This window comes from Arcticibacter sp., assembly GCF_053551015.1.
In genome coordinates this window covers 80,878-98,876 of the sequence record NZ_JBMQOB010000018.1, presented here as the reverse complement: position 1 = coordinate 98,876, position 17,999 = coordinate 80,878, and the positions used below count along the sequence as shown (strand labels likewise).

General features: G+C 45.5%; 13 protein-coding genes. 4 read left to right on the top strand and 9 right to left on the bottom strand.

Annotated features, from left to right (window positions below):
* Nucleotides 1-7: 7 nt before the first annotated feature.
* From ACO1NU_RS12225 to rfbF, 9 genes are all read right to left on the bottom strand, one after another.
* Nucleotides 8-3,118 (bottom strand): SusC/RagA family TonB-linked outer membrane protein, encoded by a 3,111-nt coding sequence (locus ACO1NU_RS12225; protein WP_448818771.1) that lies wholly within the window; start codon nt 3,116-3,118, stop codon nt 8-10.
* A gap of 229 nt (nt 3,119-3,347) precedes the next feature.
* On the bottom strand, nt 3,348-4,805 hold the full coding sequence (locus ACO1NU_RS12220; RefSeq protein ID WP_448818770.1) for a glycoside hydrolase family 28 protein: 1,458 nt from the start codon (nt 4,803-4,805) through the stop codon (nt 3,348-3,350).
* Nucleotides 4,806-5,031: 226 nt separating this feature from the next.
* The gene (locus ACO1NU_RS12215) at nt 5,032-5,469 is read right to left on the bottom strand and encodes an Hsp20/alpha crystallin family protein (RefSeq protein ID WP_448818769.1); all 438 of its coding nucleotides are present in this window, start codon (nt 5,467-5,469) and stop codon (nt 5,032-5,034) included.
* Between the two features lie 144 nt (nt 5,470-5,613).
* Nucleotides 5,614-7,005 carry an exopolysaccharide biosynthesis polyprenyl glycosylphosphotransferase gene (locus ACO1NU_RS12210; protein ID WP_448818768.1) on the bottom strand — a complete coding sequence of 464 codons (1,392 nt, stop codon included), beginning with the start codon at nt 7,003-7,005 and terminating at the stop codon, nt 5,614-5,616.
* Between the two features lie 231 nt (nt 7,006-7,236).
* Nucleotides 7,237-8,565: an NAD(P)H-dependent oxidoreductase gene (locus ACO1NU_RS12205; protein ID WP_448818767.1), complete on the bottom strand. Its 1,329-nt coding sequence runs from the start codon at nt 8,563-8,565 to the stop codon at nt 7,237-7,239.
* 8 nt (nt 8,566-8,573) lie between these two features.
* On the bottom strand, nt 8,574-9,557 hold the full coding sequence (locus ACO1NU_RS12200) for an exostosin domain-containing protein (protein ID WP_448818766.1): 984 nt from the start codon (nt 9,555-9,557) through the stop codon (nt 8,574-8,576).
* Between the two features lie 38 nt (nt 9,558-9,595).
* The gene (gene rfbC / locus ACO1NU_RS12195; protein ID WP_448818765.1) at nt 9,596-10,138 is read right to left on the bottom strand and encodes a dTDP-4-dehydrorhamnose 3,5-epimerase; all 543 of its coding nucleotides are present in this window, start codon (nt 10,136-10,138) and stop codon (nt 9,596-9,598) included.
* 10 nt (nt 10,139-10,148) lie between these two features.
* Nucleotides 10,149-11,240, bottom strand: a complete 1,092-nt coding sequence (locus ACO1NU_RS12190) for an NAD-dependent epimerase/dehydratase family protein (protein ID WP_448818764.1) — start codon at nt 11,238-11,240, stop codon at nt 10,149-10,151.
* 17 nt (nt 11,241-11,257) lie between these two features.
* On the bottom strand, nt 11,258-12,061 hold the full coding sequence (gene rfbF, locus ACO1NU_RS12185) for a glucose-1-phosphate cytidylyltransferase (protein WP_448818763.1): 804 nt from the start codon (nt 12,059-12,061) through the stop codon (nt 11,258-11,260).
* 507 nt (nt 12,062-12,568) lie between these two features.
* On the opposite strand from rfbF, the gene ACO1NU_RS12180 reads away from it, so the two are divergent.
* The 4 genes from ACO1NU_RS12180 to ACO1NU_RS12165 are packed head-to-tail and all read left to right on the top strand — an operon-like array spanning nt 12,569 to nt 17,980.
* Nucleotides 12,569-13,330, top strand: coding sequence for a polysaccharide biosynthesis/export family protein (locus ACO1NU_RS12180; RefSeq protein WP_448818762.1), 762 nt, complete (start codon nt 12,569-12,571; stop codon nt 13,328-13,330).
* 20 nt (nt 13,331-13,350) lie between these two features.
* Nucleotides 13,351-15,720, top strand: a complete 2,370-nt coding sequence (locus ACO1NU_RS12175; RefSeq protein ID WP_448818761.1) for a GumC family protein — start codon at nt 13,351-13,353, stop codon at nt 15,718-15,720.
* Nucleotide 15,721: 1 nt separating this feature from the next.
* The gene (locus ACO1NU_RS12170; RefSeq protein ID WP_448818760.1) at nt 15,722-17,074 is read left to right on the top strand and encodes a flippase; all 1,353 of its coding nucleotides are present in this window, start codon (nt 15,722-15,724) and stop codon (nt 17,072-17,074) included.
* Nucleotides 17,075-17,980, top strand: a complete 906-nt coding sequence (locus ACO1NU_RS12165) for a glycosyltransferase family 2 protein (RefSeq protein ID WP_448818759.1) — start codon at nt 17,075-17,077, stop codon at nt 17,978-17,980. It abuts the gene before it with no gap.
* Nucleotides 17,981-17,999 lie beyond the last annotated feature (19 nt).

Here is a 17,999-nt window from a genome sequence, read left to right as displayed (position 1 = left end):
GTTAATCTTACAGGTTAAAGTTTAAACCGAATACGAATTGACTACCCAGTGGATTAGACTCGTTACCTCCTCTTTCAGGATCGTAATCCTTTACGAGATGACTCTTTGAGATAGTGAACAAGTTTGAGGCTGTCGCATAGAAGCGTAGCTTACTAACCTTCATTTTGTTCGCAACGGCCGTAGGCAGGGTGTAACCGAGGGTTACGTTTCTGATCTTGAAGTAAGAACCATCAACGAAGCTCAAAGTCTGATAACCTGCATAGTTGCTGATTGTAGTACCGTTTTTCGGACGAGGATAATCGTTTGTTGGGTTTTCCGGTGTCCAGTAATCTAAACTTGCCGGGCCGTTTCCTGTTCCTGAGGTGTTGTAGCGACCCAGAACCTGAGCATCAAGCATCTGTCCGTAACGAACTACAGCAAACACGTTAAAGTCAAAAGATTTGTAGCTTACGGTGTTTTGTAAACCTGCTACCCACTTCGGAACAGTTGATCCGATGTATTCGCGGTCGGCATCAGCTGTGATCTTTCCGTCGCCGTTCAAATCCGCAAGCTTGATATCGCCGGGTTGGAAAGGCTTACCTTCAAAAGTATATTGTTTAGCAAGATCAGCTTCTTCAGTCTGCCAGATACCTAGTTTTCTGAACGTATAGAATGATTTTACAGGTCTGCCGATCAGTAGGGAATTACGCTCACCGCTTATCAGGTCAACACCGTTGATCAGTTCGGTAATCTCTTCCTTGTTCTTGGAGAACGTTAGAGTAGTAGACCATCTCAGGTTATTATTTCTGATGTTCTCAGACGTAATACCGAGCTCGATACCACGATTTCTGGTTTCTCCGATGTTTTCAAAAACGTTAGAAACACCTGAAGAAAGTGGCAATGTGCGCTGTAACAGGATATCAGATGTAATGGTATTGTAGTAATCTGCCGTAATGTTAATACGGTTGCCCAACAATCCAAGATCAAAACCGATATCAGTAGTAGCTGACTTCTCCCATCCAAGCTTCTGGTTTCCTGCGGTTGCAGCGAAAGTATAGATCGGAGCGGCAACTTCACCGAAACTCATTTGTGTGCCGAAATCTACAACCCCCTGGGTTCCGTAAACTGGAAGGGCAAAATTACCTGATACCCCATAGCTTGCGCGAAGTTTCAGGTTACTGATCGCTCTGACATCTTTCAGGAATGATTCATCCTTGATATTCCATCCAAGAGCAACTGAGGGGAAGAAATCCCATTTGTTTCCTGGTGCCAGACGGGATGATCCGTCATAACGTCCTGACGCTGTAAGTAAATATTTTCCTTTATAGCTATAGTTTAATCTACCGGCGTAAGCCATGTTATTCCAAGCAGTATACGGGGAACGGATGTTCCGTACGTTCGCTGTCGATGTAGAGTTTAACCCATAGAATAATTGAGATCCTAATAACTGACCAACGCCATCTGCATATGTACCATCGTAATCGCCCTGAATGTAGCTGGTGATTCCAGTAACGGTAAATGAGTGGTCGTTTACCTCCTTGTTATAGGTTACTACGTTATCCCAGTTCAGGTTTCTGTCTAAACCGCTCTCTGATGATGCGAAAGAAGTTCTCTGGTTGTAGCGTTGCAGCGACTGTCCGTCATTATAAACACCCTGACGAGTGGAAGTGATGTTCGTTCCCAGGCTACTGCGGATGGTCAGACCTTTTACAGGCTTCAACTCCACAAACCCGTTCACCATCATGTTAGACCTTAAAGTGTTGTTGCGTGCAATGTGCTCGTTCTTTTCGTCAGCAAGTGGACTGATTGTCGTTGCGTCAGATACGATCGGATACGTAACAACCATACCGTTTGCGTCATATGCCGTTCCGAAAGGGCTGGTGCTTATTGCTCTTCCCATAGGGTCAACACGTGTGTTCTGCTTGGAGTAAGTTGCCTGCGTAAGTACGCCGATTTTTGCCCAGTCGTTGATCTTCTGATCAATATTAAACCTTCCGTTGTAACGGGTATAGTCATTGTTCTTCAACATACCATCTTCCTGGAAGACACCTCCTGAAGCGAAAATCTTTGTATTTTCAGATCCGGCAGTTACAGATATTGCGTGGCTTTGCTGAGAGCCGGTTTGTTTCAACTCATCTACCCAGTTAACCCACTGACCGGCCTGTAAAGCTTCCCATTCTCCGGGAAGTTCAGAGAAGATCAGGCGATCATCTGCTTCTGATTTCCAGAGGCCGCTGGTCCGATACGCTTCACGGCGAAGATTGATGTAATCTTGTCCGCTGCGGCCTTCAGGGAACATATAGTTGTTGACGCCATAGTACGCATCATAAGATACTTTGGCTTTCCCTTCAGCACCCTTTTTGGTGGTAACAATAATTACCCCGTTTGCACCCTGCGCACCATAGATTGCTGTAGAAGATGCATCCTTTAATACATCGATAGACTCGATATCATTTGGATTCAGGTCGTTGATGTTTCCACCCTGATAACCGTCAATAATGGTAAGCGGTCCGTTCTGTGCCCCCAGGATGGTTCTGTTACCACGGATGGTGATATTAGGGGTACCACCTGCAGCACCTGAGCTACGCGTAATGTCGGCACCCGCAACTTTACCCTGGATCGCATCAACGGCATTGTGAGTAGGCACGCGTGTGATATCTTCGGTCTTTACAGAAGCAACAGATCCGGTGAGATCTCTCTTCTTTACAGTACCGTAACCGATTACTACAACTTCATCAAGGATAGAATCATCGCTATCAAGGGTGATCGTCACATTTGCCTGACCTCCATTTACAACTACTTCCTTGGTTTTGAAACCAACATATTTTACTACGAGGGTTACCGGTCCGTTTGATGTAAGGTTCAAGCGGAACTTACCGTTGATATCAGTAGAGGCTCCCTGGGTAGTACCTTTTACCAGGATGCTGGCACCCGGCAGGGGCTCGCCGTCAGAGGCAACTACCGTTCCTGTGATAGGAGCGGCAGATGAAGACATCAATTCGGATGAATAGAACGGACGATCAACGGCGCCTGCCTGGATCACGCCAGTCAACAGCAACACAGTGACCATCTTCAATGTTCTGAAGATGCTCCGGCAAGAGGACCTGCCAGATGCAACACTTTCGAATAAATAAATCATAAATATGGTTAATATAGTATAACAAAAAACTTACATCCCTTGCGGCACCATAAATAGCAGCGCAAACAAACCACCGTGAATGCTGTTTGAAGGGAATAAGGTATTATAATGAGACAAATGTACAACCGTTTGAACAATTCTCATTGTAGAATATATTCATAACTCTGTATCATTTTAGCTAAAAACATGAAGAGGTGGGCAGAAGGACTCCACCCACCTTCTGAGGTAACTACTTAGCAGCCTGTACCTCTACACTCATCTTGTCGAAAACAACGTTTTTGGAAGCGTCAATTCGTATCTCTGAGTCTTTTGACAGAACACTTGCATTCCTGATCAGGATATTCTGAGCATCATTGATAGTGATGAGTTTATCTGAAACCACGGAGATATTGTCGAGGGTAACATTATTCAATGGAGACTCTGGAATACTGTTGATCTTAATAAATTGCGAAGACCTCTCTACAATAATATCCCGGATGGTGATGTTACGAAACACCGGGGTTAGTTCGTTAAGCTCCCTTGCCGGAAATCTGCTGGCCAGATCACCCATATGCGTAGTACTACCCAGCATATCCCAATTGAAGGCCGTATGTTCCAGGTTCATCCGGATACGCTCATAGGTGATATTCTCTCCCCCACCCCCGCGGTTCCTACGGGTCTTGAAGCGGATGCCCACTCCTGTTTCGTCAAAGACGCAATCATGAACATAAAGGTTGCGGATCATACCGGCAGTTTCACTTCCGCAGGTAATACCGCCATGACCTTTTCGGGCTAGGCTATAACGGATCACAACGTTCTCTGTAGGCTTGTTCACACGGAGACCGTCTTTACTCCTTCCTGCCTTAATGGTGAAGCAATCATCACCCGACGCCAGTGTACAATATTCAATCAGCACATTCCTTGATGACTCCACATCAATGCCATCCCCCCTGGGAATACCAACGGAGTTAACTGTAACTCCTCTGATAATTACCCCCTCACAATAAACCGGAACGATATTCCAAAAGGCGGTATTTTCCAATGAAACTCCCTCTATGAAAACATCTTTACAGTTAATGGGTGATATAAACATCGGAAGGAAAATAAACTCGCCGTTATATCCTTCATACACGCGCTCTGAAACAGGCTTATCCCAGGGCACAACGTTCTCGATAACATCTACCTCCATCACCTGCTTGCGTACAGAACCCTGTCCGGGGCCTACGAGCTTCCCTTTACCTGTCACTGCGATATTGGTCTGACCATTTGCATAAATACATGCGCCGAGCGACATAAGCTCAATACCTTCATTCCGGGTAAACACCGCGGGACGGTAATCTTCCACTTCTGAACTAAAATGTAGTTCGGCACCTTCTTCCAGATGCAGGTTCACATTGCTCTTCAAAGATATCCTCCCTGTTTTCCAGATACCTTTGGGCACAATGACTATGCCGCCGCCCTGGCTGTTCAACTTATCGATCGCCGACTGAATTGCTCCCGTCGACATCCTGTTTCGCTTCGCTCCCATTTTCGTGATGCTCAATCTACGGGATGGAAAAACTGGCCTTTTAAACTGCGGCATGGTGAACGGAGCGATAACAGGGGCAATTTCGCGCGGCATATTAGATGCACCGACTTGCGACTTGTGAGGTATAGAGGATAGCCTCTCAGGAATCGCTTGTGCAAAGATCAGACAACTGAATGCCATCTGGATGAATAATAAAAAGTAACGCTTCATCAATACTAAGTGTGTTGGTTTTGCGCAAAAGTACCCATTCAATAAGACTTTCAGATCAAATACACAATTCCGTTACGGATAAATCCCTCTGGTATCAGTTACCGAAGTCTTACTTCACCCCTTAATCTGAATAGCAGAAACGCAAAAAAGCCGCCTTAACGATGTCCGGCGGCTTACGACTCGCATATTTCAGCGATTATTTAATTTCAATTTTCCTGGAAACTGGTTTTGCCTGCTCCTTCTTTGCTACGTGGATTGATAGAACTCCCTGAAGATATTCGGCGTCAATTCCCGAATCATCAGCACTTTCAGGCAGTGCAAACGAACGCGAAAAAGAACTGTAGTTGAACTCACGTCTACTATAACGCTTCGGGTCGACCTGAGTTTCCGCCTTTGGTTCTACTGAAATAGTCAGCAGATTTTTATCAAGCTCGATTTTAAAGTCTTCCTTTGTTAGCCCAGGCGCTGCAAGGTCTATAAAGTACTTTTCTTTGTTCTCACTGATATTTACCGCCGGAATCTTTGACATTAATCTGCCTGAGATTGATGAATCATTGAAGACAGACTCAAAAAGGTCGTTGAATGCTGGTGTAAACTGTGGTCTTCGGGTGTTGCTGAATTTTATGAGTGACATATCTTTTCTCCTTTAGTTTTTAATTACTAAACTCTCTTTTCAAAGGAAATGCCATCAGGGAAATTACTGTTTTTTAGGACGCTTACGACTCTTAAATATGTCATTATTACATGTTTAACCAAAAGAACATGAAACAATGACAGACTAATAAGCCCTTTCTTCTTTCTTAAAGGTGTTGATAATGGTTAGAAGTACAAGCTTTACGTCGAGAGACAGGCGCCAGCTCTCCATATACATTAAGTCATACTCTACACGCTTCCTCATCAATTCGGGGTCCTCGGTTTCTCCTCTAAACCCATTCACTTGTGCTAAGCCGCTGATGCCTGGCTTCAGAAACTGCCTTACCATATATTGGTCAATGATTGCACTATATTGCTCTGTATGCTTTAACATGTGTGGCCTAGGCCCGATCACACTCATATTTCCGATTAACACATTGAAGAATTGAGGAAGTTCATCTATACTCGTTCGCCTCATGAATTTTCCTATGGCCGTTATTCGATCGTCATTTTTGGTAGCCTGTCTGGAGTTACTGTCGTCATTTACACGCATACTCCTAAACTTATAGCAGTAAAACGGTTCATTATTCCTGCCGCTCCTGAGCTGCTTAAAGAAAACAGGGCCTCTGCTCTGAGCCTTGATAATGATTGCCAGCAAAGGAACAAGCCAGCTCATGAGAAAGCAGATAACCAGGCTGCTGAATATAAGATCAAACACCCGTTTCTTGAAGCGGTTCTGGATACTTTCCAAAGGCTCATGCCGCAGGCTGATGACGGTAAACTGCCCCATGTGCTCGGTGCTATAGGGCATAGACAGTTTTCCAACGAGGTCAGGCACTATATTTAAACGTACACATGCGCGCTCAGCCTCTTCATCAAGAGCAGGCCCGTATTTCAGATGCTCATAGTTAAGTATAACATAGATATCATTGATCCCCTTTGCAGAACATTCACTGAATACCTTAGACACTTCAGGATTCAAAGCACCTGTCCTGGAATCAAAAAGGTCCGTATCACTTGTAAATTTAAAGCCTCTAAAATGATAGTTCTGGTTCATTTCAAGATTAGAAGCAAGCCGAAGTCCCATACTATTCTGTGGAATAATAAGTACCGGCCTTCTAACATTCAGATACCGGAACAAGCCCAGTTCGATAAACGCTGCTCCAAGACGGCTGATGAAAAACATGGATCCGAGGCCGACATAATACGCGATGATAAAGTTATCTGGCACCATGGGCTTCAATCCGGAAAAAAACAAATAAAATCCCATCAGGATGATGTGACCGAAATATGCTTTAGCACAAGACTTAAAGATAGCTCGAAGTGTCCCCAACCGGGTCCGGCGGTACATGCCAAAAAAGCTCGCCAATGAAAGCCACACCAGGTTAGTAACCAGTAGGATATTTCGATATGACAACTCAAATGAAGATTTTACTCCAAAGACATAATACCATGCAAGAAAAAACGCAAGATTTACAACCAGAAGATCTGTTATAATCAGTAAGTAGTGAAAAAGATACGAATAGCGAGTTTTCATTGAATGCTGAGAACGGAAAGAAGAAAAGCAGCTTTTCTTGACCCAAATATATTAATGTTTAATTGATTTTAGGTATAAGTTAGCTTCAACTGGAGGATTGGAACGCGTTATTTCTGCTACTTTTGGGCGGCAGAGTATCGATTAGGCAGGTGTTCGAAATACCAAAGCAAGGGTGATATGATGATCATACCACCCTTGATGATGTTATTGTCTATTTCTGTCAGAATGAAATCAAATGCTGCTCAACAACTCCTCTGTTTCACGAAGTCGTCCGAAGTACTGAACCTGTTCAGCTCTTAACTGGTCGATGAGTCTTCCTTCAGGAAGAATAACATCATCATATGTGATGACCTGATCTTTCGCAATATCGTTTTTCAGGATACAACCTTCTGCAACACCAAGCGGTAACAAGTTTTGCGTCGCTGTGGTATCTGCGTTCTCACATAAGCCGTAAGTCATATAATGGCCTATACCGTCGATAACTTCACCTGCTTTAAGGTCGATCTTTGCTGTAGCCACAACTTCAACGCAAGGCGCACCTAAGGGGGCGAGGGCTGCATCTTGAAACAAGACCGCTCGTGCAACGGTTAATGGTACCTCGAAATGGCAGAGGTGATATGGGGTATAGAAAAGATAGAGTGGTCCCTCCCCGAGCTTATAGAGGTTCAGGTAATGCTTCTGGGCGGGGTGATCATGTGTACCTAATACGAATACACCCGGACCTGGTTCTGCGCCAACTACATAGTCGACAATTCCGGGTCCTTCCAGCAGATCCTCCAGGGGATAAGCACTGAGCACTTCTTTCAAAGGTGTTCCCGAAGGCAGACTCGGACCGTGCATTCCTCTTTTCGCAACGCGCATGCCTGTACCATTAGCTACTATTGCCTGCTCAAAAGAGATCTTGCTTCCATCTGCGAATGAAGCTACCATCGCGGGCTTCTGCCCCCATTTCTTAGCAAATCCCTCCTGAGTAGTTGGGTTACGGTATGGGTCGTGCAAACCCTTGATGTTCCCACAGAGCACAGGTTTTACCCCAAGGGATTTCACGAAGCGGTAAAGGTTCATCTCAACACCTGGCTGATCACCGTCAACATTCGTAAATACCACGCCCTGCTGATCCGCGTAGACTTTTAAAATGGGACCTACGGTTCCATCCACTTCTGCATCCATCAGGATGATATGCTTTTTATTACGGATAGCCGCCAACGCAACCTTAGCACCAAACTCAACGGCTCCGGTAACTTCGATCACCGCATCTATGCCCTCTGCTTCACAGAGCAACATCGCGTCATCTGTAATACTCACCACAGAATTCCGGATGTTGGCTTCCAGGCCTTCCAGTGTAGAGACAGTATTGATCTCTGAAATACCTGCCTCTGTATAAGCTCGTCCTGCATTACCAAGGGTACGGTTAGCAATAGCCACCAATTCCATTCCCGGCACGTACTGAGCAATCTGAAGAGCAATTCCTCTGCCCATAAAGCCCGCGCCTACCATACCGACTCTTACCGGTCTGTTTTCTTCCTGGCGCTTCGCCAGAGCTGTATCAACGATTATCATGATTTTTTTTAAAGGTGAAGTGAAGATCTTATTTCCTGTACCACGCGCTTGCCGAAGCAATACCTTAGAAAAGCTATTGTATGGCTTAGTCGCAGGTAGATGTTCATATCTGTCGCCGTTGTTTTCTTTAGCGTGAGCAGATTGTTTATACTATAATTAAAGAGGGTATCAGGAGCAAAGTTCTCCTCCCAAACCTGCCTGGCCAGCTTCGCTTTTCTCTCCCAGTCAGGCTCTTCCCTCTCTAGTAGCTCCGGAATTTCATCTACACGGCTTTCTGGTATAAACACAGCGAACTCCGACCATGGCAATCCTCCAGGACTTACCCATTCATCTGAAATAATAACGGGTACTCTTCCCGCCCGCATGGCCTCAAACAAACGGATAGATGAGGGTCCGAAACCACGGGGACAAAGCACAAATTTGCTTTCAGAAAACAGGTTCGCGTATTGCATTTTAGATGAAACACCATGATTTCCAAAGGATTCGCCGAACGAGTCATTGACACACCCCCGCGGGTGACTAAGCTTGACAATTTTTTTTCTAATCGGAGAGCTCAGGCTCCCCATGAAGGAGAACAGAAACCTCGGTTTGATACTAAAATCACATTCGATAAAAGCATTGGTAGTTTCAAAGTACGGTGTAGCGGCGATCAGTTCACGGTTATGACGCCTTTGCGGCATGCACGCGTACAGCCCCCTTAGTACAAACCAGGGCTTGTCATGCGGATTATACATAAAAACCTTAGTACCATACTTCTTCACCAATATGTTGTTTTTTAACACACTAAAGGAAGGATCAAAATGGTATCGCGAGTTCTCAACAAACAGTATAATATCTGCTTCTTCGGGACTATCTACCAGAACATGCCTTTTAACCTTGTCCTGCCTGGCAAACTGCATGAAGGACGAGATTGGTTCAGGGTCGTTATACGCAGAGGTTATAAAAACCTTTGCAGCGGGATATAGACGATTTTTTTCATCGTAGCTCATCATTTACGTATTATTTTAACCAATTCTGAACCGGCATTCCTTTAGGATGCCAGTACAGACTCGAATAATGGGTGACTGAGGTCTTTTGGAGAAATTACAAGCGGTTCAATCGGCCAGACAATTCCGAAAGCGGGATCATCAAACCGGTATCCTCTTTCTGAACCTGCTGTATAAAATTGAGTTACCTGATACGTTACATCCGTATTATCTTCCAGTGTGATAAAGCCATGTGCAAACCCTTCAGGAACGTATAGCATTTTATAACTATCGGCTCTTAGTTCTACACCTATCCACTGCCTGAATGTCGCCGAATCTCCCCGCAGGTCAACGATTACGTCGTAAATAGCCCCTCTGGTACAACGCACCAGCTTGGTCTCTTCAAAAGGGGCAAGCTGCATATGCATGCCTCTCAGCGTGCCTTTTTGTAAATTATAGCTCACGTTAGCCTGAACCACAGAGGTGTTCAGTCCATATTTTTCAAACTCCGTCTGGCAATAAGAACGGCCAAAAAAACCACGTTCGTCTTCCAGTCGCTTCACGTCTATTACAAATGCGCCTTTTAATTTTGTTTCTGTAAAAATCATCTGATATTGATTAAACGGTTTCCAGTGAAGATTGTATATTGAAACTTTGCTTCCGCTTGTGCTGCCACTCGAGGTCTTCGTTGATAAATTCCCGCTCCTGCAAGCTGGTCAGCAATTTCAGCCTCATCAGCAAAGAATCCCTGAACTCCCGATTGGAGAACTTCATGGAAGTAAGCCCTTCGTACAGCTCACCAACGGTCTGCTTCAAAGTATATAACGGCTGGTGATCGGGAGCAAGCCTTCTGAATTGCTCGAAACTCACACGGTAAGAACGCTTGTCAGGAAGCGCCTCGGTATTCAAGTGAACGGTAGTTCCCGGAATTACCGCTACAACGGCTTCTGCAAGATCCTTTACCTGATAGTTCCATTCGTCTGATCCTGCATTTACTGACAGGAACTCACCGCCATTTGCGGTCTCCCTTTTAATTCCCCACTCTATTGCTCTTGCCATATCCTTCACATGGATCAAAGGGCGCCATGGGCTTCCGTCACTCAGGATACTGATCTGTCCGGAGACTACAGCAGCAGCGACAAAGTCGTTCAAAACAAGGTCAAGACGCAAACGGTCACTCATCCCGCATGCCGTTGCGAACCGCAAACACGTTATTGTAAACTGATCATCTGCAAGGTGTTCCAAATCCAATTCTGTAAATACCTTCGACTTAGCATAAGCCGTCAGCGGATTCAATGCGGAACTTTCTATTTTCGCCTGATCTCCTGCAGCGCCATACACACTGCAGCTGGAAGCGAAAATGAAAGAGCTGACACCAGCTGCTTTCGCCATCTTGGCGATAACAATTGATGAACGGTAATTTACGTCAAGCGTGATCTTTTCGTATTTATTTCCCATGGGATCATTGGAGATCGCGGCCAGGTGGACAACAGCAGTTACACCTTCGAGGATCTCAGGCGACATACATCTTACATCGCCAAACAACTGGACATCAAGATTATGTTCAGGAAGCACAACTGCGTTCGTCAGGGACGATGCAAAATAAGCCATATCGTATCCGACGAGAGTAGCATCAGGAAACGTCTTACGTAGATGGCTGATAACGCCTGGGCCTACGTATCCCATATTACCGGTAATTAAAATTTTCATATAAAGCGATTGTAGATTTAGTAGCTTACTTGATTAGTGGACATGATCTTGTTGTACCAGGGGGCCTTGCCTTGCTGCCACATGTCTTCCAGAGCGGTCTTGTCACGTAAGGTATCCATAGGCTGCCAGAAGCCATTGTGGCGGTACGCTGAAAGCTCACCTTCCTTGGAGAGCATTTCGAGTGGTTCGCGCTCCCAAATGCTTTCATCTCCCTGAATATAATCGATCACTTCGGGCTCCAAAACGAAAAAGCCTCCATTTATCCAGGGCATTTCTTCCCCGTGAGGCTTCTCCTGAAACCTGCTGACCTTAGTATCTTCTGCACCCAGATTGAACGCGCCAAAACGTCCCGGCTGCTGAACCGCAGTAAGGGTGGCCAGGGTACCCTGCATACGGTGAAATGAAATGACTGCACCGATATCCAGGTCGCTCATTCCATCGCCGTAGGTCATACAGAACGTCTCATTTCCCAAATATTCTTTAACCCGCTTGAGTCGGCCGCCGGTCATGGTATTATAGCCAGTATTTACCAACGTCACCTTCCAGGGTTCTGAATGCACTCTATGCACCTCCATGCTGTTATTCGACATGTCGAAGGTCACATCTGAGTTGTATAGGAAGTAATTTGCAAAATATTCCTTTATGACATGACCCTTATACCCGCAACAGATAATAAAGTCATTGATGCCATAGTGTGAATAAATCTTCATGATGTGCCATAGAATTGGCCTGCCTCCGATTTCTACCATCGGCTTTGGTCTGACACCACTTTCCTCACTAATTCTGGTACCATAACCCCCTGCGAGTATTACTGCTTTCATATGTGTTTTTTTTAAATATTATCTGTTTATCTCTGCCTGATTTAGAGCTAAAGTAAAGCGGCTTGAGCAGAAAAAAGCGACACTGGGGGGATATGAGTACGATATTGTAAAGTATTGTGAAGCAACGGGAACGAGGTTTTGAGAACCTCCTGACCAAAATATGAAATTCAGGTTTTAACCTTTACTCAGGACCAGACCAGCGGCATCGGAAAAGGTCGGGATTCATCGGCCGGGCTGTCTGATTTCTGAGACACTTTTTCTGCAAACGATAAGATTGCGAGCCATTGCGCGAACAAAAATTAACCAGCTGCGAAATTTAAAATCACGCAGAGAAAGGTATTTGCTCAAATTCCACAGAACATTCAACAAACGCGGAGAAGCAATTTTTAGATGTTGATTTTCAGCTACTTTTGAATTGTTTTACGCCATCTACCATCCTATTCCCTATCATAAAAGCAGTTACATGTAACTGGAGTGGCGAAGCTCTGCGACTTTAAATCCTCAACTATGTATAAACATCTTATTTTTTTATCCGTCCTTTTCGTTCTTCTTCTTCCGGCATGCAGCTATAAGGGGGTCCCCTACTTTCAGGACCTCAATCAAAATGCGCCGGCTAAAGAATCGATCTCCAACTTCAATCCCATTACCATACAGCCCGAGGACATCCTGGGTATTAGCGTGAGCAGCCTCAACTCAGAAGCCTCCTCCGTCTTCAACTATAATTTAAACACTATAACAGGAACAGCTCAAAATGCCAATAACCCGGTAGTGGGATATCTGGTGGACGAAAAGGGACAGGTACAATTGCCTTTGATCGGAAGTGTAAAGGTTTCTGGCCTCACCATTTCGGGTGTAAGAGAAAAAATCCAGCAGCAGCTCACCGAATACCTGAAGCAGCCTGTCGTAAATGTTCGATTGTTGAACTTTAAGGTGTCTGTTATGGGCGACGTACTGCGCCCGGGCGTGTATCCTGTTACGAACCAGCGCATAAGCATACCCGAAGCAATAACCCTGGCGGGCGATCTCAACATAACTGCCTTGCGCAGCAACATAATACTCATCAGAGAGCAAGAAGGCAATCGCGAGTATATCCCGATAGATTTGACATCGAAAAAGCTTTTCAACTCCCCCTATTACTACCTGAAGACAAACGACATCCTCTATATACAGCCAGGCAAAAACAAGTACGCAAGCGTGGATAACAGCTACAGGAACATCAGCATATTGCTTTCTGCCCTGTCCATCGTGGTTATCCTGCTGACCCGCTAAAACCCCAAAATAATCATCAAATGAATAGTGAAAACACACCCCTTACGCGCTTTATAGAAAAAGACGAAGAGAACGGCTCGGGTAACTTTGGGGAAACCATATCGAAGTACCTATACTATTGGCCTTTGTTTCTTGTATGTATCATCAGCTCTCTGGCTGTCGCATATGTCTATTTACACTATGCTAAACCTGAATATATCGTCAAAGCAAAACTGCTCATAAAGGCAGAAAAAAGTAATCCCAGCTCCGAGTCATCACTTAACGAGATTATCAAGCCTTATCAGACGGGTAAAAGTGTAGAAGATGAGATCGAAATACTGAAATCACGCTCTGTGATACAGCAGGTAGTTAAAAACCTGGAACTCTGGACGAACTACGAGGAAAAGGGCAAAATAGTGAGTGAAGATCTTTACGGACAATCACCTGTCAAGTTCGTTCTGGTACGCAAAGGCCAGGACTTTGAATCCCGTAATTTCCTGATCACCATTATCAACGACGATATCTTTTCTCTGAAAGATGAGGAAGGTAATGTACGTGAGTTCCGTTTCTCCGATCAGCTTAAAAACAAATTCGGTTCATGGAAGCTTCAGAAAACACCAAATTTTGAAAATTACGTCGGCAAAGTGATCAGCGTCAGGATCAAGGATCCCGAAATCGCTACAGACCAGCTACTCGGACGTATACAAGCAGCAGAGGTCAACAAGAACGCCTCTGTGGTGGAGCTAAGCATTCAGGAAAATGTTTTGAAACGTGGAAAAGACATACTGAACCAACTGATTGTTCAGTACAATCTGGCCTCTGAAAAGGAAAAGGAAAGAGTCGCCGGCACAGCACTGAAGTTTATCGACGAACGCCTTGCCTCATTAACCGGCGAATTGAACGCCGTCGAAAAAGATGTTGAAGGCTTCAGAAGCAGTAGAGGATTAACCGATATCTCATCTGAATCGAAGGTCTATCTGGATAATGTCCGGGTGAACGATGCCCACCTGAATGAGGTCGACGTACAGCTGAACGTCATCAAGGGAATCGAACGCTACGTCAATTCGCCCGATAACGCCAACACCAGTGCACCTTCGACCATTGGAATCGACGATCCGGCTCTCACGTCCTGGGTAAGCAAGTTGATCGATCTTCAGCTTCAGTATCAGCAGCTCATGGGTACCCTCCCTGAAAAGAACCCTGCTTTTGAGCCGATCAGACAACAGATTGCCAGCACAAAAAATGCGATCAAGCAGAACATCAACAACATAAAAGGTTCATTAGTATCGACCCGCCGTCAACTAGAATCCTTCAACTCCGGGTTCAAGGGTTCCATACGCAGTCTGCCCAGCGACGAACGCCAGCTTGTAAGTATCAAGCGCCAGCAAAGCATCAAGGAGAACCTCTACCTCTATCTTCTACAGAAACGTGAAGAAGCGGCCCTGAGCCACGCATCGACCCTGGCTTTCAGCCAGACTGTCGATAGCGCCTACCTCGATACATATAAGAAGCCGCTGACCTACTCGCTTGCTCTTTTCATAGGTATCCTGCTACCCGCGTCTATCCTCTTTGGCCGGCAACTACTGAACAACAAGATCGTATCCACAGAACAGATCGAACGTACCGGGGTACCTGTCACAGCAGAACTCGTGTATGAATATTCCAAGTCGCCGATCGTGGTGCATAACAAAAGCCGCTTTGCTATCGGAGAACAGTTCCGCTCACTGCGCACCAATCTCCTCTATCTCCATGACAAGAAAAAGAGCGGACGGGTTACCCTCATCACTTCCAGCATAGCGGGAGAAGGAAAAAGCTTTGTTGCCAGCAATCTCGGAGTGGCTCTCGCAGCCTCGGGAAGAAAAACAGTTATCCTGGAGCTCGATCTGCGCAAACCTAAAATCGCCACGAACTTTAACGTCGGCACAGGACCCGGATTAAGTGACTTCCTTGACGGTCACGCATCGATCGATCAGATAACCAGATCTTCCGCACTCCATCCCAACTTATCCATCATCGGCACAGGAACGTTGCCGGAAAATCCATCGGAGCTTCTCGAGCAAATCGAGATAGATGAATTGATAGAATGGCTTCGCTCTGAGTACGACGACATTATCCTGGATACGCCGCCGATATTCCTGGTGACTGATGCCATGATCATTTCACGTGTTGCCGATGCCTCTTTATATGTCGTCAGACAGAACTTCTCCTATCGTAAACATCTCGGCTTTGTGAAGAAGATCTTTAAGGAACACAAGCTTCCCCGGATGCAGATCGTCTTCAATGCTATTCAGAAGCGCGGAGAATACAAGTACGGATATGAATATTACACTGCTATGAACACGCAGAAAAAACACTCGCTGCACTCGCTGGTCAGAGAGGTATCCAATCGCCTTTTACTTAGCAATACCTAACTTGGAGTCAACGAAACAACTCAGCTCAGGAAAAAGGCTGGCCAGGAACTTCTTCTCGTTAAGCCTTGTTCAATTTGCCAACAACTTCCTGCCGCTGTTAACTGTACCCGTCATCGCCAGGATTATTGGTCCTGATAAATTTGGAGCGATAAACTTCGCTGCCGCCATTGTCACCTATTTTTCACTACTCATTAATTATGGTTTTGACTTAACGGCAACACGTGCAATTGCGAGGGCTCCCCACGACCAGGAAGAACGGAACAGAATTTTCAGCGAGATCTTGTTCGCTAAAGTTTTCTTACTTATCCTCTCCCTTCTGGTCTTCATACCCTCACTTTTCCTGGTTCCGGCTATCGCTGCAGATAAAGCACTTTTTATATACACCTATATCGCGTGCTTTTCGCTTGTCATCACACCCAACTGGCTTTATCAGGGGATGCAGGAGCTGCACCAGATCGCGGTATTCAACTTTGTATCAAAACTGCTTTTCACCCTATCGATTCTGTTTATCGTAAAAAAAGAAGAGGATTATGCACTGCAGCCGCTGATTTTGAGCTTATCGCAGATCGCTGTGGGCCTGGGCTCCTTTCTTTGGGCAATTAAAAAGTACGACCTGCGGATCTTTGTAGTCAGGCTAAAAAAGATCCTTTCATTACTGTGGACGGAGAAGATGATCTTCTTTTCCATGATTGTGGTAACGCTCTATACCACAACGAATACGATCATCCTGGGACTCGTGCAAACAAACACAGATGTGGCTTTTTATACCGCCGGCTGGAAACTCATTATGATCATGCAAACCTTTGTCTCCCTGCCATTGCGGCTCTCGCTATTCCCCTTTATAGGCGAAAGCTTTGGAAAGAGCCAGGCTCAGGGCGTGGCCAAAGTTAGCCAGCTCGTCCCTTTCATCACCATCTTTACTGCCGTTTCAGGTGCCCTCATCTGGATTCTGGCTCCATGGATGATCCAGATGTTCTACGGAAGCCAGTTTGGCGAGGCTGCCACCGTATTACGCATCCTGTGCTTTGTACCCTTGATTCTTGCTTTGGGTGATCTCTTCGGGATTCAGACCATGATCAACCTGAAGATGGACAAGCAGTTTTTCAACATCACGCTCGTAGGAGCAGGCGTAGGATTGATACTGAACTACTTTCTCTCTAAACAGACCGGAGCAACAGGCACCGCCTGGGCCTGGCTGCTGACAGAGGTTTTCATCACATCAACCATGTGGATCTTCCTGTACCTGCGAAAGATCCGGCTGATCGACATCAACTACTTCCGCCCGAGTCACCTCTTCCAGCTTCTGAGACCATTCGTCTTCGCACTAAAAAAAAAGGTTTATAAACAGATATAAATGAATACATACGCCGCAGTAGTCGTTACCTTCAACAGGCTTGCTCTCTTAAAGGGATGCATCGATTCCCTCCGAAAGCAAACCAAGCCACTTGATGCCATCATTGTCATCAACAACAGCAGCACAGACGGAACAAAACAATGGCTTGATGCACAACCCGATCTGACCGTTATCCACCAGGAGAATGGTGGTGGTGCAGCAGGTTTCTATCGGGGAATGAAAGAAGCTTATGCCAGAAATTTCGACTGGATCTGGATGATGGACGATGATGTCGATCCGCTTATCAATTGCCTAGAAAAGATGATCACCGCTAATGCGGTCTATAAAAATCAATTCGACGTACTGCAACCCGACAGGAAATTCTTTAACTCGGAATCAGAATGGAGATACGGTTCGAAATTCAATTTCAGAAACCCCTTCAAGCCTGAGGCCACCATTCCGGTTAAGTCATCCGACTTCCTCGACCAGGAGAAAATAAAGACAATCGTTTCCTTCCCTTTCGAGGGACCCATGTTTTCGAGGAAAGTAATTGAGAAAGTAGGCTGGGTGGATAAACGCTACTTCATCTTCTACGATGATACAGACTACTCTGCAAGGGTACATCAGGCGGGATTTAAGGTTGGATTTGTACGCGACGCAATCATGACTAAAATGATAAACCCACCGCTCAACGGTATCTCTGTCGACTGGAAGCTCTATTACCGCATCCGGAACCAGATCATTATCGACCGTAAGTTCGGCAATCCGTATATCGCAGTCAGTCGGGCCGCATTCATGAATGTACAACGTGTCCTTGCCATTGGGAAGCTCTCTCTCAGAAAGAAAACATTCAACGACTTCCCGGAACACGTTTCAACCGTTGCAAGGGCGATGCGCGATGGATTTAGATTTAAGTTGAGTGAGTAACATAAACAATTCGATGAAT